Below are 21,910 nucleotides of genomic sequence, written 5' to 3'. Positions count from 1 at the left end.
CCGTCACAGGACTGCACTGAAACGGATTGGTTCCGTAACGGTGTACGGCCCGGTCCCCCGCCCGGAGACGGCTTCCGTCAGGATGTTCGCAACGCATCAGGGCCGCCCTCCACGTGTCGGCCGGCCCGAGGACATCTGGAGGGGACAGCGCGATGAGCTACAACCAGCCGGGCCCGTACGGCGGCCAGCCGCCGCAGGGGCAGCCCGGACCGTACGGACAGCAGCCGGGCCCGTACGGGGCCCCGCCGCCGCAGGGCGGACCCGGCTACGGCTACCCGCAGCAGGCCCCGCAGGGTGTTCCCCCGCAGCAGCCGAACCCGTACGCGCAGCCCCAGCAGCCGCAGGGGTACGGCTACCCGCAGGCGCAGCAGCCGGGTCCGTACGGTCAGCAGCCGCCGGCTCCGCCGTACGGCGGGCAGCCCCCGTACGGGGCCCAGCCTCCGTACGGCGGGCAGCCGCAGCAGCCGAAGAAGAAGACCGGGCTGATCGTCGGGGTCGCCGTGGTGGCCCTGGCGGTCATCGCGGGCGGGGTGTACTTCCTGACCTCGGGCGGCGGCAGCAGTGACGTGGCGGACTCCACGAAGGGGTACAAGCTGACGCCCGCGGCCGCGGTGGACGACTACAAGCAGGACCCGTCCAAGAAGAAGCCCGAGTCCGCGATGAGCGGTGAGGACAAGACCAAGGCCGAGGCCATGGGGGTGAAGAACCCGCACGAGGTCGGTGCCCAGTACGTGAGCGGTGACCTCAAGACCAACCCCCTGCTCGCCAAGATGCTGATGCTGCAGGGTGTCTGGGGCGAGATCGAGGACCCGGAGAAGGCCATCGATGGTTCCTTCCAGAACGCCAAGGACAGTGCGGCGGCGAGCGAGGACACCAAGGGTTCGCTGGTGGGTAGCCCGAAGTCCGCCTCCCCCGCCGACTTCGACGGCGCGCTGATGAAGTGCCAGGACGTCAAGGTCATCAACGACAAGGCGGACGGCACCGCACAGAAGGGGCCCAAGGAGATGACCATGCCGGTCTGTATCTGGGCCGACTACAGCACCGTGGGCGTGGTGATCGGTTTCGATATCGGCGGTGCCATGACGAACAAGCCGATGACACAGGACGAGACGGCCGCGCTCGCCGCCAAGCTCTACAACACCTCCCGCACCAAGATCTGAGCGCCGCACGCCGTATCTGAGCGCCAACGCCGAAGGGGCGCCCGCCGGTCGAACCGGTGGGCGCCCCTTCGGCGTACGCGAGTCGGGTGCGGCTAGGCCGACTTCTCGTGGCGGCCGCCGTCGTTCTTGCCGATCGTGCGCGGCTCGCGCGGGACCAGCGTCGGGTTGACGTTGTCGCGGACGACGTCCGGGGTGATGACGACGCGGGCGACGTCCTTGCGGGACGGGACCTCGTACATCACGGACTGGAGGACTTCCTCCATGATCGCGCGCAGGCCGCGGGCGCCGGTCTGCCGCAGGATCGCCTGGTCGGCGATGGCCTCCAGCGCCTCGCGCTCGAAGTCCAGCTCCACACCGTCGAGTTCGAACAGGCGCTGGTACTGCTTGACCAGGGCGTTGCGCGGCTCGATGAGGATCTGGAGCAGGGCCTCGCGGTCCAGGTTGTGCACCGAGGTCAGCACGGGGAGACGGCCGATGAACTCGGGGATCATCCCGAACTTCACCAGGTCCTCGGGCATGACCTCCTGGAACTGGTCGCTCGCCTGGATCTCCCGCTTGGAGCGGATCGTGGCGCCGAAGCCGATGCCCTTGGCGCCGGCCCGCGACTCGATGATCTTCTCCAGACCGGAGAACGCGCCGCCCACGATGAACAGCACGTTCGTCGTGTCGATCTGGATGAACTCCTGGTGCGGGTGCTTGCGTCCGCCCTGCGGCGGGACGGAGGCGGTGGTGCCCTCCAGGATCTTCAGCAGCGCCTGCTGCACGCCCTCGCCCGAGACATCGCGGGTGATCGACGGGTTCTCGCTCTTGCGGGCGACCTTGTCGATCTCGTCGATGTAGATGATCCCGGTCTCGGCCTTCTTGACGTCGTAGTCGGCCGCCTGGATCAGCTTGAGCAGGATGTTCTCGACGTCCTCGCCGACATAGCCGGCCTCCGTCAGCGCGGTGGCGTCCGCGATGGCGAACGGGACGTTGAGCATGCGGGCCAGCGTCTGCGCGAGCAGCGTCTTGCCGGAGCCCGTGGGGCCCAGCAGGAGGATGTTCGACTTGGCGAGCTCGATCGCGTCCTCACGACCGGAACCGCCGCCGTTCTCCCCGGCCTGGACCCGCTTGTAGTGGTTGTACACCGCGACGGAGAGGGCCTTCTTCGCGGGCTCCTGCCCGACGACGTACCCCTCCAGGAACTCGTAGATCTCGCGGGGCTTGGGAAGCTCCTCCCAGCGCACCTCGCTCGTCTCCGCGAGCTCCTCCTCGATGATCTCGTTGCAGAGATCGATGCACTCGTCGCAGATGTACACACCGGGTCCCGCGATGAGCTTCTTCACCTGCTTCTGGCTCTTTCCGCAGAACGAGCACTTGAGCAGGTCGCCGCCATCACCGATGCGTGCCACGAGGTGCTTCCCCTTCGCCTGGGAGACGCCTGGTTCAGCGGCTCCTGGTGCCTCTAATCGACGGTACCTTGCCTGGCCCCCCGTTCGGGCCCCCCTTGGCACGGTTCACACGGCTGTGGTCGTGCGAACGTCATGTGCCAAGGGGAAAGACCGACGTCAGAGCGATGCGCCCGCGGTGGTCTTGCGGGTGGAAACGATCTGGTCGACCAGACCGTACGCGAGGGCGTCCTCGGCCGTGAGGATCTTGTCGCGCTCGATGTCCTCGCGGATCTTCTCCAGCGGGGTCGTCGAGTGACGGGCCAGCATCTCCTCCAGCTGCGAGCGCATGCGGAGGATCTCGTTGGCCGCGATCTCCAGGTCGGAGAGCTGCTCACGGCCCGTCTGCGAGGACGGCTGGTGGATGAGCACCCGGGCGTGCGGGAGCGCCATGCGCTTGCCCGGGGTGCCCGCGGCGAGCAGGATCGCGGCGGCGGAGGCCGCCTGGCCCATGCAGACCGTCTGGATGTCCGGCTTCACGAACTGCATCGTGTCGTAGATCGCGGTGAGCGCGGTGAACGAGCCGCCGGGGCTGTTGATGTAGATCGAGATGTCGCGGTCGGGGTCCATCGACTCCAGGCACAGCAGCTGCGCCATGACGTCGTTGGCCGAGGCGTCGTCGATCTGGACGCCCAGGAAGATCACGCGCTCCTCGAAGAGCTTCGCGTACGGGTCGTACTCGCGCACGCCCTGCGAGGTGCGCTCCACGAAGCGCGGGACGACGTAGCGGTTGTCCACCTGCGGGCCCGTGTAGAGGCCGCTCGCGGAGGCGCCGGAGAAGTTGTTCATGTGGGTGTTCACCATCCTGGTGGCGTTCTGGGGCTGGAGGTCTCGGCGTACGAGAAGGGGGCGCGGGTCTGGTGCGGCCGGTCCGGTGGGAACCGGATCAGGCACCGGTGCCGCCGCCGCCCGGAATGCCCGACGCGACCGTGATGATCTCGTCGATGAGGCCGTAGTCCTTGGCCTCCTCCGCCGTGTACCAGCGGTCGCGGTCGCCGTCGCGGATGATCGTCTCGACGGTCTGGCCGGAGTGGTGCGCGGTGATCTCGGCCATGCGCGTCTTGGTGCGGAGCAGGTACTGCGCCTGGATCTTGATGTCCGAGGCCGTACCGCCGATGCCGGCCGAGCCCTGGTGCATCAGGATGTCGGTGTTGGGGAGCGCGAAGCGCTTGCCCGCGGCGCCGCCGGTGAGCAGGAACTGGCCCATGGAGGCGGCCATGCCCATGCCGATGGTGACGACGTCGTTCGGGATGTACTGCATGGTGTCGTAGACCGCCATGCCGGCCGTCACCGAACCGCCGGGGCTGTTGATGTAGAGGTAGATGTCCTTGTCCGGCTCGGCGGCAAGGAGGAGGAGCTGCGCGGTGATCTTGTTCGCGATGTCATCGTCCACCTGCTGTCCGAGGAAGATGATGCGCTCACCGAGCAGTCGGCTGTAGACCTGGTCGCCGAGGCCACCACCGAGGGACGGCTCTCCGGCGGCGTAGGGCATCAGATTCGTCACGTATCCACCTGCTCGTCTCTGACGGCTCCGGCCGTCTCAGCGTCTTCGTACCGGGCGGGTGAAGTCACTGCCCCACCCTTCCTCTTCATGGACCCTAACGCGCAGGTGGGACAACGCCATCCCGCTTCCCCAACTGTTCGCTGGGAGCGCAAGGTCCGTAGGGCGCACACGGGTTCCGCCGCCGTACGGCGGTGCGACGCGGTACGGGGACGGGCCCCGGACGCGTGGTGCGTCCGGGGCCCGTCGTGACGATCAGCGCGCGGCTGTCGCGGAGCGGAGCGAGGCTCAGGCCTCGTTCTTCTCCTCGGCCTTCTCGTCCGCCTTCGCCTCGGTGGCGGTCTCGGCCGTCTCCGTGGCCTCGGCGGCCTCGTCCTCGTCGTCCTCCAGGTCCACGACCTCGCCGTTGGTGTCGACGACCTTGGCGGCCTCGACGACGACGGCGAGCGCCTTGCCGCGGGCGACCTCGCCGACGAGCATCGGCACCTGGCCGCCCTCGACGACGGCCTGGGCGAACTGGTCGGGGCTCATGCCGGAGGAGGCGGCACGGCGCATGAGGTGCTCGGTGAGCTCCTCCTGGTTGACGTTCAGCTTCTCCTTGTTGACGATCTCGTCGAGGAGGAACTGGGTCTTGATGCCCTTGACGGCCTGCTCGGAGGTCTCGTTCTCGAACTCCTCCAGCGTCTTGCCCTGGATCTCGAGGTACTTCTCGAGGTCGAGGCCCATCTGGCCGAGCTGGTGGTGCTCCAGGTTGTGCTTGCGGGTCTGGACCTCGTCCGCGAGCAGCTTCTCCGGGATCGGGATCTCGGCGAGCTTCAGCAGCTCCTCGAGGACGCGCTCCTGGGCCTGGGTGGCCTGGTCGTACTGCTTGGTGCTCTCCAGCCGCTTGCGGCTGTCGGCCTTCAGCTCGTCCAGGGTGTCGAACTCGCTGGCCATCTGGGCGAAGTCGTCGTCCAGCTCGGGGAGCTCGCGGGCGGCGACGGCGGTGACCTTGACGGTGACCTCCGCGTCCTTGCCCTCGGCGGAGCCGCCCTTCAGCTGCGAGGTGAAGGTGGCCTCGCCGCCGGCCTCCAGGCCGGTCACGGCCTCGTCGATGCCGTCGAGGAGCTCGCCGGAACCGATGGTGTACGAGACACCGGCGGCCACGCCGTCCTCCAGGACCTCGCCGTCGACCTTGGCCTCCAGGTCGATCGTGACGACGTCGCCGTCGGCGGCGGCGCGCTCGACCGGGTTGGTGGAGGCGAAGCGCTCGCGGAGCTGCTCCACGGCCTTCTCGACCTCTTCGTCGGTGACCTCGAGGGCGTCGACGGTGACCTCGATGCCGGAGTAGTCCGGGATCTCGATCTCGGGGCGTACGTCAACCTCGGCGGTGAAGGCCAGCAACTCGCCGTCCTTCAGCTCGGTGATGTCGACCTCGGGCTGGCCGAGGACGTTCAGCTCACCCTCGTTGACCGCCTCGGTGTAGAACTTCGGGAGCGCGTCGTTGACGGCCTCCTCCAGCACAGCACCGCGGCCGAACCGCTGGTCGATGACCCGGGCGGGGATCTTGCCCTTGCGGAAGCCCTTCACCGTGACCTGCTGGTTGATCTTCTTGTACGCCGCGTCGAGGCTGTCCTTGAGCTCCTCGAAGGGCACCTCGATGCTGAGCCGAACCCGGGTCGGGTTCAGGGTCTCCACGGCGCTCTTCACGGTTCGGTCTCCTTGGTGGCTGACTTCTTGGGGTTCTGCTGGGCCGCCGAGTGGCGGCTTCGCGGACCGAGCCCGGTACATCAGACACACGGGCACGCATTTTGCATAGTAACGGCAAGGGGGATGACTCCCACAACGCGATCTTGCCGGTGGTCGGGCACGAAGCGATCTTGCCGGTGGTCGGGGTGGCCGGATTCGAACCGACGACCTTCCGCTCCCAAAGCGGACGCGCTACCAAGCTGCGCCACACCCCGTCGGTGCGACACGTAGGGTACATGGACGGCGACCGGGGATACGCCGCTTTACCGAGCGGATCCACCGCGTCCGCCCGGCGCGGGTCCGGGTCGCGCGGGGCGGTCGACCCGGCGGGTGCCGGACGAGCGGCACAACGGGTGTGCGGACACCGTCGCCGACCCGCTACGATGCTGTTCGTGCCGCGGTCCACGGACCCGCGGTGCGGTGCATGCGGGCGTAGCTCAATGGTAGAGCCCTAGTCTTCCAAACTAGCTACGCGGGTTCGATTCCCGTCGCCCGCTCCACGTGACCGAGGGCCGGTCCGGAGGATCATCCTCCGGACCGGCCCTCGTGCGTTGTTCCCGTGCGCGGCCGGGCCGCGTAACGCCCGCCATGAGCCGGGCGGCCCGCGGTACGTCGCAGGGCCGCCTCCGACCGGACGTCAGAAGCTGATCTGGTTGATGGTGTCGGCTATCGAGTTCATGAACCGGTTGATCGACGGCGCCATGCCGGTCGACGCCAGGAAGAAGCCGAAGAGCACGGCGACGAGCGCGGGTCCGGGCTTGATGGAGCCGCTCCGGATCATCACCACGAGGATGACGGCGAACAGCAGCACCATCGACAGTGAAATAGCCACGTCTGATCACACCCTAGGTCGGTCCGCCTTGCCGGCCCGGAAGCGTGCACGACCGCGCGCCCCGTCACCCCCATCGTGCCACCAACTCCCCCGGGGGTGCTGCCGGGTGACGGAACGGGGTGACAACTTCCCGCCATCCTTCGCGGCCCCGGGGAGCGCGACGAGCGGTCCGGCCGACGGACGCGGCACCACCCTCGGGCCGCCCCGCACACGGGGTGCGGACCCGCCGCCCCCGGGAGGCCGGCCGTCCCGCCGCACCCTGTGCGTCCCCTGTGAATTCACCGCGGCCGAATATGCGCCCCAATGATCGTTTCCACATCCCCACACTTCATCCACAGGTCGAAGGGAAGCGCACATGCGACCGAATTAACTCTCCCCAACTCCGGAGCCATATGCCCCCTTTCATGGGGATCAAGAGTGTCATATCGGACCCTGTTCGGTGGTTTCATATTCGAATAGCGGGGAAGGCGCGCTAATCTCCCCGCGGTTTTACGCAAGGCAATCGACCGGTCTAAGGTGCCTGAGATGTTCCCAGCTCCGAGCGTGTTTCAGAGGGCCCCGCTCCCCCAGGCGACCCGGGAGTCGGAGCCCAGATCCGAGCAGACGACCACGGCCACCGCGCCTCGGCCCGCACCCGGGGCCGGGGCGTCGGACGCTCCCGCTCCGGCAGCCGCCCCGGCGAGGAAACGCGACCCCTACTTCGACAATGTGAAGTACCTGGCCATCGTGCTCGTCGCCGTGGCGCACGCCTGGGAACCGGTGATGGACGGCAGCCGGGCCACCCGGGCGCTCTACATGCTCGTGTACACGTTCCACATGCCGGCCTTCATCCTCATCTCGGGCTATTTCTCCCGGACCTTCGACATGTCGGCCCCCAAGGTGAAGCGGCTGATCACCGGTGTCGTGGTGCCGTACGTGCTGTTCGAGACGGCCTATTCGCTCTTCAAGCGGTATGCGGACGATTCGCCGGACACGGCGATCAGCCTGATCGACCCGTTCTATCTGACCTGGTTCCTGGTCGCCCTGTTCATCTGGCGGGTGACCACGCCGATCTGGCTGTCGCTGCGCCACCCGATGCTCGTCGCGCTCGCCATCTCCGTCCTCGCCTCGGTCTCCCCCGAGATCGGCGACGACCTCGACCTCCAGCGGGTGCTGCAGTTCCTGCCGTTCTTCGTACTCGGCCTGCTGATGAAGCCGGAGCACTTCCAGCTGGTCAGGCGACGCGAGGTGAAGCTGCTGGCCCTGCCCGTCCTCGCGGCCGCGCTTCTCTTCGCGTACTGGATCGCCCCGCGCATGCAGCTGGGCTGGCTGTACCGGGCCAACAGCGCGCAGGAGATGGACGCCCCGTGGTGGTCGGGCGCGGTGATGACGCTCGCCATGTTCGGCTGCGCGCTGGCGCTGACGATCGTCTTCCTGGCGTGGGTGCCGGGCAGGGCCCGGTGGTTCACGGTGCTCGGGGCCGGCACGATCTGCGGCTACCTGCTGCACGGCCTGGCGCTCAAGGCCGCCGTGTACGCGGGCCTGTTCGACCGCTACACCTGGCTCTCCGACCCGATCGGCCTGGTCGTCGTCACGCTCACGGCAGCCGCGGCGGTATCGCTCATGTGCACCCCGCCGGTGGGCCGGGCGTTGAAGTGGGCCACCGACCCGGACATGTCCTGGGCGTTCCGGAAGACCCCCGCGAAACGCTGAGCCGACGGCTCTCCGGCCTGACGCGCGCCCCTCACTGATCCACCCGCGGCCGCGGCCGCGGGTGGATCAGAGCGTTTCCGGTCCCGGTCCGCGGGTGATTCAGCGCGATTCCGGGTTGGCCGAAAACGTTCGGTCCAGGGGTGGTTCACCGCCGGGCAGCCCCAACAGGCCCCGCACCTGCGCATACTTCGCCGTCAGCCGGGTACGGACGGCCGCGTCCAGCACCGCGAGGCGGACGGGATCGGCGTTGTGGGCGAGGTCCGCCTCCTTGACGAGCAGCGCGCCCGGGGTGGCCAGAATCCGCGCGGTGTACGAGGTCAGCGCCTCGCCGGGCCGCTTGGTCACCGCCAGGACCATGTCCTTCACCCGCTGCGGCAGGGCGGCGTCCGCCAGCCACGCGGCGGTGAGCGCTCCGTCCTCGATCGCGTCGTGCAGCCAGGCCGCCGCGATCTGCCCGTCGTCGCCGCCCCGCACCCGTACGCCTTCGGCCACGGCCGCGAGGTGCTCCACGTACGGGCGGCCCGCCTTGTCGGTCTGACGGGCGTGGGCCTCGCGGGCGACGGCCTCCACCTCGGAGACGCTCAGCTGGTGTCCGGTCATGGGCCGACCCTACGGCCGGAGTCGGGACAGGGCCCGAACGCGGTCCGGGAACCGGACCGTCGGCGCCACCCACCACGACGGAACAAGCAGACAAAAACCGGCAATACGTCCGACCCATAGTTGCAGGGTCAATCGTTCGGTAAACTAATTACTGATGGATTCTTGATGCCCCCTTGACTCGCACTTGACCCGACCCCGAAGGATCAGGCTCATCGGACACGCAGACACCCTCCTCGCCATGGGCGGCGCCTTCCTCGCCGCTGCCGTCCTCGCCCGCCTCGGCGGCCGTATCGGGCTGCCGACGATCCCCCTGTTCATCCTGGCCGGGATCCTCCTCGGCCCGCACACGCCCGGATACACCCTTCTCTCGAACCCGCACGACCTGGAGATGCTCTCCGCGCTGGGACTCGTCCTCCTGCTCTTCTACCTGGGGCTCGAGTTCCACATGGACGACCTCAAGACGGGCGGCCGGAAGATGGCCATCGCGGGCGGGACGTATCTCGCCCTGAACGTCGGCGCCGGTCTCGCCTTCGGTTTCGCGCTGGGCTGGGGCACGTCGGAGGCGCTGGTCCTCGCCGGTGTCCTCGGCATCTCCTCGTCCGCGATCGTCACGAAGATCCTGGTGGACCTCGGGCGCATCGGTAACCCGGAGACCCGGCCGATCCTCGGCATCATCGTGGTCGAGGACATCTTCCTCGCCCTCTACCTGGCCGCGCTCCAGCCGATCCTGTCCGGTGCGGACAGCCTCTCGGCGGCGGTGGTCGACGGCGGCAAGGCGTTCGGCTTCCTGCTGCTGCTCGCGCTGGCGGCCCGGTTCGGCACGAAGATCATCGGCAAGCTCATGAGCACCAAGGACGACGAACTGCTCGTCATCTCGTTCCTGGGCGTCGCGGTCTTCGTGGCGGGCGTCTCCGAGATGTTCGGCGTGGCCGACGCGATCGGCGCGTTCATGGTCGGCCTGATGCTCGGCTCGACCTCGTCCGGCGACCGCATCCTCAAGCTGGTGCACCCGCTGCGGGACGCGTTCGGCGCCATCTTCTTCTTCGCCTTCGGCCTCTCCATCGACCCGGGCGACCTTCCGAGCGTGCTATGGCCGGTGCTGGCGGCCGTGGTGTTGACGCTCGCCATGAACATCGCGGCCGGCTTCGCGGCGGCGAGGGTGTACTCCTTCGGCACGCAGGCCACGGCCAACATCGCCACCACGCTGGTGGCACGCGGTGAGTTCGCGCTCATCCTGGCCACGATGGCGGCGGCCGCCGGACTGGACGAGCGGCTCTCCCCGTTCATCGCCGGGTACGTCCTCCTGCTCGCCGTCCTCGCACCGCTGGCGGCCGGACGCTCGCACTGGCTGGCCCGCGTCCTGCCGCGCGGCCGCGGGAAGGACGACGACCACCAGGACCAGGACCAGGTCCCCGTCTCGGTCTGAGCGGCGGCGGAACGCGGAGAGGCGCCCCGATACCCGGCCCCGGGTGACGGGCGCCTCTCCGCGTTCCAGGGCGTCCCCGCCCCGGACGGCGGACGGGTCAGGCCCGGCGGGAGAGCAGCAGGAGGGCCCGGTCGTCGTTGACGTCCTTGGCGCATGCCTCGATCAGGTGCCAGGCCGCGCCCTCGAAGCCGGCGGTGACATAGCGGTCGGCCTCGCCGGTCAGCCGGTCGATGCCCTCGGCGATGTCCCGGTCGGACGCCTCCACCAGACCGTCGGTGAACAGCATCAGCACGTCGCCCGGGGCGAGCGACCCCTTCACCGCGTCGAACTCGGCCCCGTCGTAGACGCCGAGCAGGGGCCCCTCCCCGGACTTCTCCTCCCACCGGCCGCTGCCCGCGTGCAGTTGGAGGGCGGGCGGATGGCCCGCCGAGTAGATCTCGTAGTCGCCTGACTCCAGGTCCAGTACCAGATGGATCGAGGTGGCGAACCCCTCGTCCCAGTCCTGGCGCAGCAGATAGCCGTTGGCGGCCGGCAGGAAGGCGTGCGGGGGCAGCGAGCCGAGGAGCCCGCCGAAGGCTCCGGAGAGCAGCAGGGCCCGGGAGCCCGCGTCCATGCCCTTGCCGGAGACGTCGGTGAGCACGGCCTCCAGGGTGCGGCCCCCGTGCGTGCGGGCCGCGACGACGAAGTCCCCGGAGAACGACTGGCCGCCGGCCGGGCGCAGGGCCATCTCGCGGTGCCAGCCCTGGGGCAGCCGGGGCAGGGAGCTCTGGACCCGGATGCGTTCGCGCAGGTCGAAGAGCATGGTGCCGCCGCGCCGCCAGGGCACGCCGACCCGGGCCCGGAACTGAGCGAGGACCAGCCCGAAGAACCCGCAGGCGGCGACCACCAGCACCGTGCCGGGGGTGACCCGGGCGGGCCCGTCCAGGTACGGGCCGAGCTTGAGCGCCTCGAGTATCAGTGCGCCCGCCGCCGTCGCGTACAGGCCCAGCAGGCTGGCGGGGCGCAGGAGGAGGCCGCCTGCCACGATGGGCAGGGCGAGCGCGGCGGGGTCGATCCAGACGGGGCTGAGGACGGTGGCGAACGTGATCGCCGGGATCGTCAGCAGCAGCCCGGCCAGGGCGATCCAGTCGGAGCCGTCGCCGCGGAAGTAGTCGACCCCGGATCTGCGCAGCCCGTTGCGGGCCCGGTGCACGTTCTTGCGCCACCGGGCCCAGAAGTCGTCTGCTCCTCCGGTACGGGCCACTGCCGGGACTTTATCCACCCGGACGCCTCCGGCACAGCGGGACCCCGGTGACAATGTGCGCGAAAGGGGGTTGCCCGCACATGTCCGTCGGCCTTCTTCGGGCGGTTTTCAGCCTTTTCCTCCGCCGGAACGGCCCGGGCGCTGGCACCGGGGGCACCAGAAGAGGTTGCGCGAGACGAGGTCCGCGGTGCGGATCTCCGTACCGCAGATGTGGCAGGGCAGGTTCGCCCGCCGGTAGACGTAGACCTCGCCGCCGTGGTCGTCCTTGCGGGGCGGGCGGCCCATGGCCTCGGGGAGGTGCTCGGGGCGGACGGTGTCGATCCGGTTGTTCCGCACCCCTTCGCGCATCAGCTCCTCCAGGTCCGTCCAGAGGGCGTCCCACTCGGCGCGGGTGAGGTCGCGGCCCGTGCGGTACGGGTCGATGCCGTGGCGGAAGAGGACCTCGGCCCGGTAGACGTTGCCGACGCCCGCGATGACCTTCTGGTCCATCAGCAGGGCGGCGATGCTGGTGCGGCTGCGGGAGACCCGCTGCCAGGCGCGCTCCCCGTCCTCGTCGCCGCGCAGCGGGTCCGGGCCCAGGCGCTCGTGTATCGCGCGCTTCTCGGGCTCGGTGATCAGGGCGCAGGTGGTGGGGCCGCGCAGGTCGGCGTAGTGCTCCGTGTTGACGAGGCGCAGCCGGACGGTGTCGGTGGGCGGCGGGGGCGGGGCGGCGCCGAAGCCGAGCTTGCCGAAGAGGCCGAGGTGGATGTGGACCCAGCCGGTGGCGCCGAAGCCGAGGAAGAGGTGCTTGCCGTGGGCGTCCGTGGCGGTGAGGGCGCGTCCGTCCAGGAGGGCCGCGCTGTCGGAGAACTTGCCCTGCGGACTGCTCACCCGGACCGGTGCGCCAGCGAACCGTTCGGCGTGGTCGTCGGCGAGGCGGCGGATGGTGTGTCCCTCGGGCACGGTGGTCTGCTCCTGATGACGTGACGCCGGTGCGGCGGACGGTGCCCGGCGTGGCGGGTGGCGGCATGGCCGTGCCGCCGGGTCCGGGACCCGGCGGCACGGGAGGTGTGGGGTGCGGCGGGCCGGTCAGCCCTGCTGCGGGTGGTGGGCCGGGATCGGGGGGAGCTCGCCGGTGGTCTCGTACGCCGCCAGCATCTCGATGCGGCGCGTGTGGCGCTCCTCGTTCGAGTACGGGGTGGCGAGGAAGATCTCGACGAACTTCGTGGCCTCCTCGACCGTGTGCATCCGGCCGCCGATCGCGACGACATTGGCGTTGTTGTGCTCGCGGCCGAGGGCGGCGGTCTGCTCGCTCCAGGCCAGTGCGGCGCGGACGCCCTTGACCTTGTTGGCGGCGATCTGCTCGCCGTTGCCGGAGCCGCCGATCACGATGCCGAGGCTGTCCGGGTCGGCGGCCGTCTTCTCGGCGGCGCGGAGGCAGAACGGCGGGTAGTCGTCCTGGGCGTCGTAGATGTGGGGGCCGCAGTCGACGGCCTCGTGGCCGTGGGCGCCGAGCCACTCGACGAGGTGGTTCTTGAGTTCGTAGCCGGCATGGTCGGATCCGAGGTACACGCGCATGGTGCGAAGTGTGGCACGAACTTCGGGGGGTAACCGTCAGCGGGGTCACCGCCTCGTTCCGATGATTCGCAGGTCTTCGGGCGTTTCGGTGTGGCGAACACCACGTGGGCAACGATCAGGCAAACGATTCCGAAGAGGGGGTTCCTCTTCCGCCTTCATTCGGGCTTGAATGCGTCGCCTTGTCCTCGCACCCCACCCACCCATGCGAGACAGGGCGCCCCCTCACGCTCCACAACGTAAGGACTCCCCCCATGACGTCGCAGACGACGCTGCCGAAGCCGGGCCAGGAGCCCGGCGGGCCGGACCGGCCGGACTCGTCGGACGGGCTTCAGGCCGGCCTGAAGAACCGCCACCTCTCGATGATCGCGATCGGCGGTGTGATCGGCGCCGGGCTCTTCGTGGGGTCCAGCGCGGGCATCGCGGCGGCGGGCCCGGCGATCCTCGTCTCGTACGCGATGGTCGGCCTGATGGTCGTCCTCGTGATGCGGATGCTCGGCGAGATGGCCGCCGCCCGGCCGAGCTCCGGCTCCTTCTCCGCCTACGCCGACCAGGCGCTCGGCCGGTGGGCCGGGTTCTCCATCGGCTGGCTCTACTGGTTCTTCTGGGTCGTGGTGCTCGCGGTGGAGGCCACGGCGGGCGCGAAGATCCTGGAGAACTGGATTCCCGGGGTGCCGCAGTGGGCCTGGGCGCTGATCGTGATGGTCGTGCTGACCGCCACCAACCTGGTGTCGGTGGGCAGTTACGGCGAGTTCGAGTTCTGGTTCGCCGGGATCAAGGTCGTGGCGATCGCCGCGTTCGTGGTCGTCGGCCTGCTCGCGGTCTTCGGGTTCCTGCCCGGATCGGACAACCCGGGGTCGGGGCTCGCGCATCTGACGGACTCCGGCGGGTTCTTCCCCGAGGGGCCGGGCGCGATCCTGACCGGTGTGCTGATGGTCGTCTTCTCCTTCATGGGCAGCGAGATCGTGACGCTGGCCGCCGGTGAGTCGTCGGACCCGCAGCGGGCCGTCTCGAAGGCCACCAACAGCGTGATCTGGCGCATCGCCGTCTTCTACCTCGGTTCGATCTTCGTGGTGCTGACGCTGCTGCCGTGGAACGACCCCTCGATCGTCGAGAAGGGCAGCTACGTCGCCGCCCTCGACTCCATCGGCATCCCGCACGCGGGCCAGGTCATGGACTTCATCGTGCTGACGGCCGTGCTGTCGTGTCTCAACTCCGGCCTCTACACCGCCTCCCGCATGGCATTCTCGCTCGGTGAGCGGGGCGACGCGCCGAAGTCCTTCGCCAAGGTCAACCGGCGGGGCGTGCCGCAGGCGGCGATCCTGTCGTCGGTGGTCTTCGGCTTCGTGGCGGTGTTCTTCAACTACCAGTGGCCCGACACGGTGTTCCAGTTCCTGCTGAACTCCTCGGGAGCGGTCGCGCTTTTCGTCTGGCTGGTCATCTCCTTCACCCAGCTGCGGATGCGCGGGATCATCCTGCGCGAGAACCCGGGCAAGCTGGTCGTGCGGATGTGGCTCTTCCCGTACCTCACCTGGGCGACGATCGCGATGATCTCCTTCGTCCTGGTATACATGCTGACCGACGACGCCGCCCGCGAGCAGGTCGTGCTGTCGCTGCTGGTCGCCGCGCTGGTGGTGGGCATCTCGCTGGCCCGGGAGTGGCGGAGCCGCAAGGCCGTCGCCAAGTGACCGGCGGCCGTCCGCCGCGAACCGCCGCCCATACCTGACGGACGCTGTCAGGTATGGCGGGGAAGCTCTCCTTCGCACCGCAGAAACGCGAGCGAAGGAGAGCTTTCCCATGTCGTCGTCCCCGCACCGGTCCCAGCCCGAGGCGTCCGTTCCCGCGAGCTTCCAGACCGGCTTCCCGATCCGCCCCGACCGGCTGGTGGAGGCCCGTACCACCGACGACGTACGGGAGGCCGTGGCGTACGCCGCCCGGCACGGGCTCCGCGTGACCGCGCACGCCACCGGGCACGGGCTTCCGGGCGCGGTCGAGGGCGGTGTCCTCGTGGTCACCCGGGCCCTGGACGCCGTCACCGTCGATCCGGTCGCGCGTACCGCCACCATCGGCGCGGGCGCGACGTGGGGCGCGGTGACCGCGGCGGCGGCCCCGTACGGGCTCGCCCCGCTCAACGGCTCGTCGCCCTCGGTGGGCGCGGTCTCGTACACGCTGGGCGGCGGGCTGGGCATCCTGGCCCGGGAGTTCGGGTACGCGGCCGACCACGTCCGGTCGCTGGAGGTGGTGACCGCCGACGGTGTGCCGCGCCGGGTCACGCCGGAGCGCGAGCCGGAGCTGTTCTGGGGGTTGCGCGGCGGCGGGCGCCGGCTGGGGGTGGTGACCTCGATGGAGATCGGCCTGGTGGCGGTGGAGCGGTTGTACGGGGGTGCGATCGCCTTCGACGGGGAACGGGCCGCCGAGGTGATGGCCCGCTACCTGGAGTGGACCCGGACCGTGCCCGCGAGTCTGACGTCCTCGTTGGCCGCGCTGCCCTACCCGGACCTGCCGCAGGTGCCCGAGGAGGTGCGCGGACGGTACGTCGTCTCGGTGCGGGTCGCCTTCACGGGGGACGCGGCCGAGGGCGAGCGGCTGGTGGCCCCGCTGCGGGCCGTCGGTCCGGCCCTGGAGGACTCGCTGCGGGAGATGCCGTACACCGAGAGCCCCACCATCCACAACGATCCGCCGTTCCCGCACGCGTACTACGGGGAGGGGCTGGTGCTGCGGGGGCTGGACGCCGAGCGGGGCGCCCGGGTGCTGGAACTGGCCGGGCCCGGGGCGCCGATGATGAACGTGGTGCAGCTGACGCACCTCGGCGGGGCCCTGGCCGGGCGCCCCGAACCGGCGAGCGCGGTGCCCCACCGGGACGCCGGGTTCCTGCTGGGGCTCATCTCCGTACTGGACACGACGGACGTGCCGTCGGTGCGCGCACTGTACGGGGAGATCTCCGGGGCGCTGGGGCCGCTGGTCCAGGGGCGCGCGGCCAACTTCTGCTTCGGCGGCGGGGACCGTACCCACGGGTTCCACGAGCCGGAAACGGCGAAGAGGCTCGCCGGTCTGGTCTCCCAGTACGATCCGGCGGGCCTCTTCGGGGGGCCGTACGAGGGGTGAGCCCTCGTGGCGGTGGTGTCCGCGGTCAGCCGCGGCGGCCCAGCAGCTTCCACGTGGCCGGCAGCAGGCCCATGGCGAGGGCCGCCTTGAGGGCGTCGCCGACCAGGAACGGGAGGAGGCCGGCCGCGACGGCGGCGCTCAGCGACATCCCGGTGGACAGCGCGAGGTAGGGCACGCCGATGGCGTAGATGATCGCGGAGCCGAGCACCATCGTGCCCGCGGTGCGCGGCACCGAGCGGTCGCCGCCGCGCCGGGCGAGGGCGCCGACGACGGTGGCGGCCAGGAGCATGCCGAAGACGTACCCGAGCGACGGCATGCTCCAGCCCGAGCTCGCCTCGGCGAACCACGGCACGCCGGCCATGCCGACGAGCGCGTACAGGGCGAGCGAGAGGAAGCCCCGGCGGGCGCCGAGCGCGGTGCCGATGAGGAGCGCGGCGAAGGTCTGGCCGGTGACCGGGACCGGGGAGCCGGGGACCGGGACGGCGATCTGGGCCGCGATGCCGGTCAGGGCGGCGCCGCCGAGGACGAGGGCCGCGTCCACGGCGTAGCGGTGCCGGACTGCGGGCAGCAGGTCGGCGAGGACCGCTCCGGAGCGGACGGGGGCGGCAGCAGTGCTCATCGGGACTCCGCGGGTGAGGGCGGGGCGGGTGGGCCTGGGCGGCCGCCGCCGGGCAGGGTGGGTCGGGCTCCCGCCGACGTTAGCCCACGGGTTAACGCTCGATCACCATCAGCCGCCCACAAAGCGGTGGTTGACGGCTTGGTGGGATTCACACAAAGCCCGTGCCGCAATCCCGCTCCCGCGTGACGCTCGTCACGGAGGTGAGGGCGTGGTCGGCGCGTTTTGGCGGGGAGGGCGCCGGGAGGCGAGACTGTAGCTTCCCCATAAACGATCAGTTCGCTTCGGCCGGCGCCTCGCAGGACCGGCACGATTCCCCGCGAGCCACGGATCCGAGAGCGACCCCGCCGCCATGCACGAGACCCCTCCCCCCACACCGCCCGGTCCGTCGACGCCCGCCGTTCCTCCGGCGTCCGCCACCGGCCCGCCGTCCGCCGCTCCCCCGCCCTCCGCCGCTCAGGCCGAGCCACTGGCGCACGGTCTCAAGCAGCGCCATCTGACGATGCTGGGGCTCGGCGGGGTGATCGGCGCCGGGCTCTTCGTCGGCTCGGGCGCCGGGATCGCGGTGGCGGGGCCCGCGATCGTCGTGTCGTACCTGATCGCGGGCGCGCTGGCGATGCTGGTGATGCGGATGCTGGGCGAGATGTCGGCGGCGATGCCCGCCTCCGGTTCGTTCTCGGTGCACGCGGAGCGGGCGCTCGGGCGGTGGGCCGGGTTCAGCGTCGGCTGGCTGTACTGGTTCCTGCTGGTGGTGGTCCTCGCCGTGGAGGCGACGGCGGCCGCGCAGATCGCCCACGGGTGGGTTCCGGCGGTCGAACCGTGGGCGTGGGTGCTGCTGTTCATGGTGGTCTTCACCGTGGCGAACCTGCCGGCGGTGAAGAACTTCGGCGAGTTCGAGTTCTGGTTCGCCTCCCTGAAGGTCGGCGCGATCGTGGTCTTCCTGGTGCTCGGCGGGCTGGCGGTCTTCGGCCTGCTCCCGGACACCGACCCGGTGGGGATGACCAACCTGACCGGCCGGGGCGGGTTCCTGCCGAACGGCTGGAGCGGGGTCGTCTCCGGGGTGCTGACCGTGGTGTTCGCCTTCGGCGGCCTGGAGGTCGTCACGATCGCCGCCGCCGAGACGGACGATCCGGCGCGTGCGGTGGGGCGGGCGGTGCGCAGCGCGGTGGTGCGCACCCTCTTCTTCTACGTCGGCTCGATGCTGGTGATCGTGACCGTGCTGCCGTGGACCGCGCAGCAGGCGGGGCTGAGCCCGTACGTGAAGGTGCTGGACGCGATCGGGGTGCCGTCGGCCGGGCAGATCATGAACATCGTGGTGTTCGTGGCCCTGCTCTCCGCGCTCAACGCCAATCTGTACGGCTCCTCCCGCATGGTCTTCTCACTGGCGGAGCGGGGCGAGGCCCCGCGCGGGCTGCTGAAGGTGTCGGGCGGCGGCGCCGGCGGCTCCTCCGGTCAGGCGGGCGGGGTGCCGCGCCGGGCGGTGCTGGCGTCGGTGGCCTTCGGCTTCGTCTCCGTCCTGCTCAACCTGCTGTGGCCGGACACCGTGTTCCTCTACATGCTCAACTCGGTCGGCGCGGTGCTGCTGTTCGTCTGGGCGCTGATCGCCGCCTCCCAACTGCGGCTGCGCGCCCGGCTGGAGCGGGAGGCGCCCGAGGCGCTGTCGTTGCGGATGTGGTGCTTCCCGTACCTGACCTGGCTGACGCTGGCGGGGCTGCTCGGGGTGCTGGTCCTGATGCTGACCGACGACGCGGCGCGCCCGCAGGTGCTGTGGTCGGCCGGGGCGACGGCGCTGGTCCTGCTGGTCGCGGCGGGGCGCGAGTGGCGGGCGCGGCGGGCGGGGGCCGAGGGGTCGGGCGGGACCTGAGGAGAGCCGGGGGGCTGAGGGGCGGGCGAGGCCCGAGGGGTGGGCGGTTCTGATGAGGCCGACGGGGGCTGAGGGACGGGCGCGGACTGACGAGGCCGGTGCGGCCCGAGGGGTCGGGCGCGGAGTGAGGGGCTCGGGGCTGCCGGGCGGGCGGTGCGTCCGGCCTTACCGGCCGGTAGGCGCGTGTGCACCTTGTGTGAGCCTGGTGACCGTATAGCGGACACCCTTTCCGTGTGAGCGGTACGGATGCCCAGACTGTGGGTTCGTTCCCGTCTCGACTACCGAACAGAGCTTGTCCATGCCTCGGACTCCCGCGTCTCCCCCCACCCCTGACGCCGCGGCCCCCGCGAGCCCCTCGGCGGACTCCGCGCTCACCCACGGCCTCAAGCAGCGGCACCTGTCGATGATCGCCCTCGGCGGGGTGATCGGCGCCGGCCTCTTCGTCGGCTCGGGCGCCGGGATCGCCGCCGCCGGGCCCTCGATCATCATCGCTTACGCCATCTCCGGCCTGCTCGTCATGATGGTGATGCGCATGCTCGGCGAGATGTCGGCCGCCAACCCGGCGTCCGGCTCCTTCTCCGTGCACGCCGAACGGGCGATCGGACCGTGGGCCGGGTTCACGGCGGGCTGGTCCTTCTGGTTCCTGCTCTGCGTCGCCGTGGGCCTGGAGGGCATCGGGGCCGCGCAGATCGTCAGCGGCTGGCTGCCCGGAACCCCGGAGTGGGCCTGGGTCGCCCTGTTCATGGTGATCTTCCTGGGGACGAACCTGGCCGCCGTGAAGAACTTCGGCGAGTTCGAGTTCTGGTTCGCCGCGCTCAAGGTCGGCGCGATCACGCTGTTCCTGGTCCTCGGTGTGCTCGCGATCCTCGGCGTACTGCCCGACACGGACGCGCCCGGCCTGTCCAACCTCACCGGGGACGGCGGTTTCCTGCCCAAGGGGATGGACGGCTTCATCATCGGCCTGCTCGCCTCCGTGTTCGCGTACGGCGGTCTGGAGACGGTCACCATCGCGGCGGCCGAGTCCGAGAACCCCGTGCGGGGCGTCGCGAAGGCGGTCCGTACGGCGATGTGGCGCATCGCGGTCTTCTACATCGGCTCGATGGCGGTCATCGTCACGCTGGTCCCCTGGGACGACCCGAAGGTCGCCGAGGTCGGCCCGTTCTACGCGATGCTCGACCACCTGGGCATCGGCGGCGCCGCGCAGATCATGAACGTGGTCATCCTCATCGCGCTGCTCTCCGCGATGAACGCCAACATCTACGGCTCGTCCCGCATGGCCCGTTCGCTGGTCGCCCGGGGCCAGGGCCCGGCCGTACTGGGGAAGATCTCCTCCGGAGTGCCGCGCAACGCCGTGATGTTCTCCTCCGTCTTCGGCTTCCTCTGCGTGCTGCTCAGCTACTGGCGGCCGGACGACGTCTTCCCGTGGCTGCTGAACATGATCGGTGCGGTGATCCTCGTCGTGTGGATCTTCATCGCGGCCTCGCAGCTGATCCTGCGCCGGCGCACCGAGCGGGAGGCGCCCGAGACGCTGGTCGTGCGGATGTGGTTCTACCCGGTCGGGACGATCGTCGCCCTGTGTGCGATGGCGGGGATCTTCCTGCTGATGCTGCGCCAGCCGGACACCCGTGACCAGCTCCTCGCCACGGGGGCGCTGACCCTGGTCCTGATCGTCCTCGGCCTCCTGCGCCAGCGGCGGCGGGGCGGCGGGGGCACGGACGGCGCCGCCGTCTCCGCGCCCGCGTCCGACATCCCGGCGCAGCGCGAGTAGTTCCCGCACGGCCGCTGCGGACGCCGGGCTCCTCCTCGTACGATCGGGGCGGGCCCGGCGTTCCGGTGTTCGGGCCCGGTGGTGAACGGGCCGGCGCGGGCGCGGCGTACATCCGTGGCCGACAGGACATCGCGGGGCCGGGCGCCGTACCCCGGGCCGTCACCCGTGCTCGCTTCCGTGATGGCTCACCCCATCCGAGGAGCCGTCATGTCCGTTGCGCCCAGGCGCCGTTCGATCCTCCTGGCCACCGCCGCCGTGACCGCGGCGGCGACCGCCCCGGCCGCCGCCTCCCCCACCGCGGGCCACCGCCCCCACCGCCCGTCCGGACCCCTGGTCATCGGCCACCGCGGGGCGGCGGGCTGGCGGCCCGAGCACACCGCCGACGCGTACGCCTACGCGGTACGGGCCGGGGCCGACTGGATCGAGCCGGACCTCGTGCCGACGAAGGACCACGTCCTGGTCGTGCGGCACGAGAACGAGATCGGCGGGACGACGGACGTCGCCGACCACCCCGGGTTCGCGGACCGCCGCACCACGAAGACGGTCGACGGCAAGGCGGTGACCGGCTGGTTCACCGAGGACTTCACGCTGCGCGAGCTGAAGACGCTGCGCACGGTGGAACGGCTTCCGCTGGTCCGCGACCGCAACACGGTCTTCGACGGGCGGGGCCGGGTGCTCACGTTCCAGGAGGTCGTGGACCTGGCCCGGCGGCTGTCCCGGGAGTCGGGCCGGCGGATCGCGGTGTTCCCCGAGACGAAGCACCCGACGTACTTCCGGTCGATCGGGCTGCCGCTGGAGGAGGAGCTGATCCGGGTGATCCGCCGCAACCGGCTGACCGCCCGCGACTGCGTCGTCCAGTCCTTCGAGCCCACGAGCCTGCGCCGGGTGGCCGCCGCCCGCCTCGGTCTTCCGCTCTGGCAGGCCCTGGGCACGAGCGGCGGCCCGTACGGGCACGGGACCGCCTACCGGGACATGATGACACCGGCCGGGCTGCGCGAGATCGCGTCGTACGCGGACTGGATCGGCCCGGACAAGTCCTCGCTGGTCCCGCCGGGCACCCTGCTGGCGGACGCCCACGCGGCGGGCCTGAAGGTCGGCGCGTACACCTTCCGGGCGGAGAACCAGTACCTCCCGGCCGCGTACCGCCGGGGCACCGACCCCAACGCCTTCGGCGACGCGTTCGCGGAGTACGCCTTCCACTACGGGCAGGGCGTGGACGCGGTGGTCACGGACTTCCCGGACATCGCGGCGCAGGCCAGGGACGACCTGCGGGGGTAGCGGAAGGGACGACGGCGTCCAGGCCTCCGGGGCGGGCGGCGGCGCGGAGGGGCCGGGCCTCACACGCACCCCGGCCCGGCCGGGTCCTTGAGCGGTTGCCCAGGGGGCCGGCCGGG

Annotated in this window: 18 protein-coding genes and 2 tRNA genes; 9 read left to right on the top strand and 11 right to left on the bottom strand. The window is 70.6% G+C overall.

Translation table 11 applies throughout. The features are described from left to right. Window positions 1–152 precede the first annotated feature (152 nt). Window positions 153–1,160, top strand: a complete 1,008-nt coding sequence (locus IF19_RS0108740) for a hypothetical protein (protein ID WP_030277151.1) — start codon at window positions 153–155, stop codon at window positions 1,158–1,160. Between the two features lie 92 nt (window positions 1,161–1,252). On the opposite strand, the gene clpX is transcribed toward IF19_RS0108740, so the two are convergent. From clpX to IF19_RS0108715, 5 genes are all read right to left on the bottom strand, one after another. Then, window positions 1,253–2,551 carry an ATP-dependent Clp protease ATP-binding subunit ClpX gene (gene clpX / locus IF19_RS0108735; protein WP_030193559.1) on the bottom strand — a complete coding sequence of 433 codons (1,299 nt, stop codon included), beginning with the start codon at window positions 2,549–2,551 and terminating at the stop codon, window positions 1,253–1,255. A gap of 156 nt (window positions 2,552–2,707) precedes the next feature. Beyond that, on the bottom strand, window positions 2,708–3,391 hold the full coding sequence (locus IF19_RS0108730; RefSeq protein ID WP_030116641.1) for an ATP-dependent Clp protease proteolytic subunit: 684 nt from the start codon (window positions 3,389–3,391) through the stop codon (window positions 2,708–2,710). Window positions 3,392–3,473: 82 nt separating this feature from the next. Beyond that, a complete protein-coding gene (locus IF19_RS0108725; RefSeq protein ID WP_018511477.1) occupies window positions 3,474–4,079 on the bottom strand; it encodes an ATP-dependent Clp protease proteolytic subunit in 606 nt (201 codons plus the stop codon). Between the two features lie 297 nt (window positions 4,080–4,376). Beyond that, window positions 4,377–5,777, bottom strand: coding sequence for a trigger factor (gene tig / locus IF19_RS0108720; RefSeq protein ID WP_030116640.1), 1,401 nt, complete (start codon window positions 5,775–5,777; stop codon window positions 4,377–4,379). A 177-nt stretch (window positions 5,778–5,954) separates the two neighbouring features. Then, window positions 5,955–6,031 (bottom strand) — tRNA-Pro (locus tag IF19_RS0108715). A 211-nt stretch (window positions 6,032–6,242) separates the two neighbouring features. On the opposite strand from IF19_RS0108715, the gene IF19_RS0108710 reads away from it, so the two are divergent. Beyond that, window positions 6,243–6,316: transfer RNA gene (locus tag IF19_RS0108710), tRNA-Gly, on the top strand. 137 nt (window positions 6,317–6,453) lie between these two features. On the opposite strand, the gene IF19_RS1000000135980 is transcribed toward IF19_RS0108710, so the two are convergent. Continuing rightward, entirely contained in the window at window positions 6,454–6,648 is a 195-nt protein-coding gene (locus IF19_RS1000000135980) for a hypothetical protein (RefSeq protein WP_012380975.1), read from the bottom strand. A gap of 525 nt (window positions 6,649–7,173) precedes the next feature. On the opposite strand from IF19_RS1000000135980, the gene IF19_RS0108700 reads away from it, so the two are divergent. After that, window positions 7,174–8,340: an acyltransferase family protein gene (locus IF19_RS0108700; RefSeq protein WP_030116639.1), complete on the top strand. Its 1,167-nt coding sequence runs from the start codon at window positions 7,174–7,176 to the stop codon at window positions 8,338–8,340. A gap of 99 nt (window positions 8,341–8,439) precedes the next feature. Here the strand turns inward: IF19_RS0108700 and IF19_RS0108695 are convergent, their stop codons facing one another. Next, a complete protein-coding gene (locus tag IF19_RS0108695) occupies window positions 8,440–8,940 on the bottom strand; it encodes an HD domain-containing protein (protein WP_030121717.1) in 501 nt (166 codons plus the stop codon). 238 nt (window positions 8,941–9,178) lie between these two features. On the opposite strand from IF19_RS0108695, the gene IF19_RS0108690 reads away from it, so the two are divergent. Then, window positions 9,179–10,366 (top strand): cation:proton antiporter, encoded by a 1,188-nt coding sequence (locus IF19_RS0108690; RefSeq protein ID WP_030116637.1) that lies wholly within the window; start codon window positions 9,179–9,181, stop codon window positions 10,364–10,366. A gap of 97 nt (window positions 10,367–10,463) precedes the next feature. Here the strand turns inward: IF19_RS0108690 and IF19_RS0108685 are convergent, their stop codons facing one another. The 3 genes from IF19_RS0108685 to IF19_RS0108675 form a co-directional block, all read right to left on the bottom strand. Further along, the gene (locus IF19_RS0108685; RefSeq protein ID WP_030116636.1) at window positions 10,464–11,609 is read right to left on the bottom strand and encodes a PP2C family protein-serine/threonine phosphatase; all 1,146 of its coding nucleotides are present in this window, start codon (window positions 11,607–11,609) and stop codon (window positions 10,464–10,466) included. A gap of 108 nt (window positions 11,610–11,717) precedes the next feature. After that, window positions 11,718–12,551 (bottom strand): Fpg/Nei family DNA glycosylase, encoded by an 834-nt coding sequence (locus IF19_RS0108680; protein WP_030193545.1) that lies wholly within the window; start codon window positions 12,549–12,551, stop codon window positions 11,718–11,720. 126 nt (window positions 12,552–12,677) lie between these two features. Then, a complete protein-coding gene (locus IF19_RS0108675; RefSeq protein ID WP_030116634.1) occupies window positions 12,678–13,166 on the bottom strand; it encodes a ribose-5-phosphate isomerase in 489 nt (162 codons plus the stop codon). A gap of 251 nt (window positions 13,167–13,417) precedes the next feature. Between IF19_RS0108675 and IF19_RS0108670 the strand changes: the two genes are divergently transcribed. Further along, window positions 13,418–14,851 carry an amino acid permease gene (locus tag IF19_RS0108670; RefSeq protein ID WP_030116633.1) on the top strand — a complete coding sequence of 478 codons (1,434 nt, stop codon included), beginning with the start codon at window positions 13,418–13,420 and terminating at the stop codon, window positions 14,849–14,851. 109 nt (window positions 14,852–14,960) lie between these two features. Then, complete coding sequence (locus IF19_RS0108665) at window positions 14,961–16,268, top strand: FAD-binding oxidoreductase (RefSeq protein ID WP_030116632.1); 1,308 nt, start codon at window positions 14,961–14,963, stop codon at window positions 16,266–16,268. A gap of 25 nt (window positions 16,269–16,293) precedes the next feature. Here IF19_RS0108665 and IF19_RS0108660 read toward each other — a convergent pair whose 3' ends face one another. Next, window positions 16,294–16,887: a biotin transporter BioY gene (locus IF19_RS0108660; RefSeq protein WP_030116631.1), complete on the bottom strand. Its 594-nt coding sequence runs from the start codon at window positions 16,885–16,887 to the stop codon at window positions 16,294–16,296. Window positions 16,888–17,236: 349 nt separating this feature from the next. Here IF19_RS0108660 and IF19_RS0108655 point away from each other — a divergent pair, with 349 nt between their 5' ends. From IF19_RS0108655 to IF19_RS0108645, 3 genes are all read left to right on the top strand, one after another. Then, a complete protein-coding gene (locus tag IF19_RS0108655; protein ID WP_030116630.1) occupies window positions 17,237–18,748 on the top strand; it encodes an amino acid permease in 1,512 nt (503 codons plus the stop codon). A 298-nt stretch (window positions 18,749–19,046) separates the two neighbouring features. Then, window positions 19,047–20,516: an amino acid permease gene (locus tag IF19_RS0108650; protein WP_030116629.1), complete on the top strand. Its 1,470-nt coding sequence runs from the start codon at window positions 19,047–19,049 to the stop codon at window positions 20,514–20,516. Between the two features lie 207 nt (window positions 20,517–20,723). Then, complete coding sequence (locus IF19_RS0108645; protein ID WP_030116628.1) at window positions 20,724–21,794, top strand: glycerophosphodiester phosphodiesterase family protein; 1,071 nt, start codon at window positions 20,724–20,726, stop codon at window positions 21,792–21,794. Window positions 21,795–21,910: the final 116 nt, after the last annotated feature.

Source organism: Streptomyces californicus (assembly GCF_000717645.1).
GTDB classification, from domain to species: Bacteria; Actinomycetota; Actinomycetes; order Streptomycetales; family Streptomycetaceae; genus Streptomyces; species Streptomyces californicus.
Note: the sequence above shows the minus strand (reverse complement) of the source record. Positions and strands in the feature narration are given on the sequence as shown.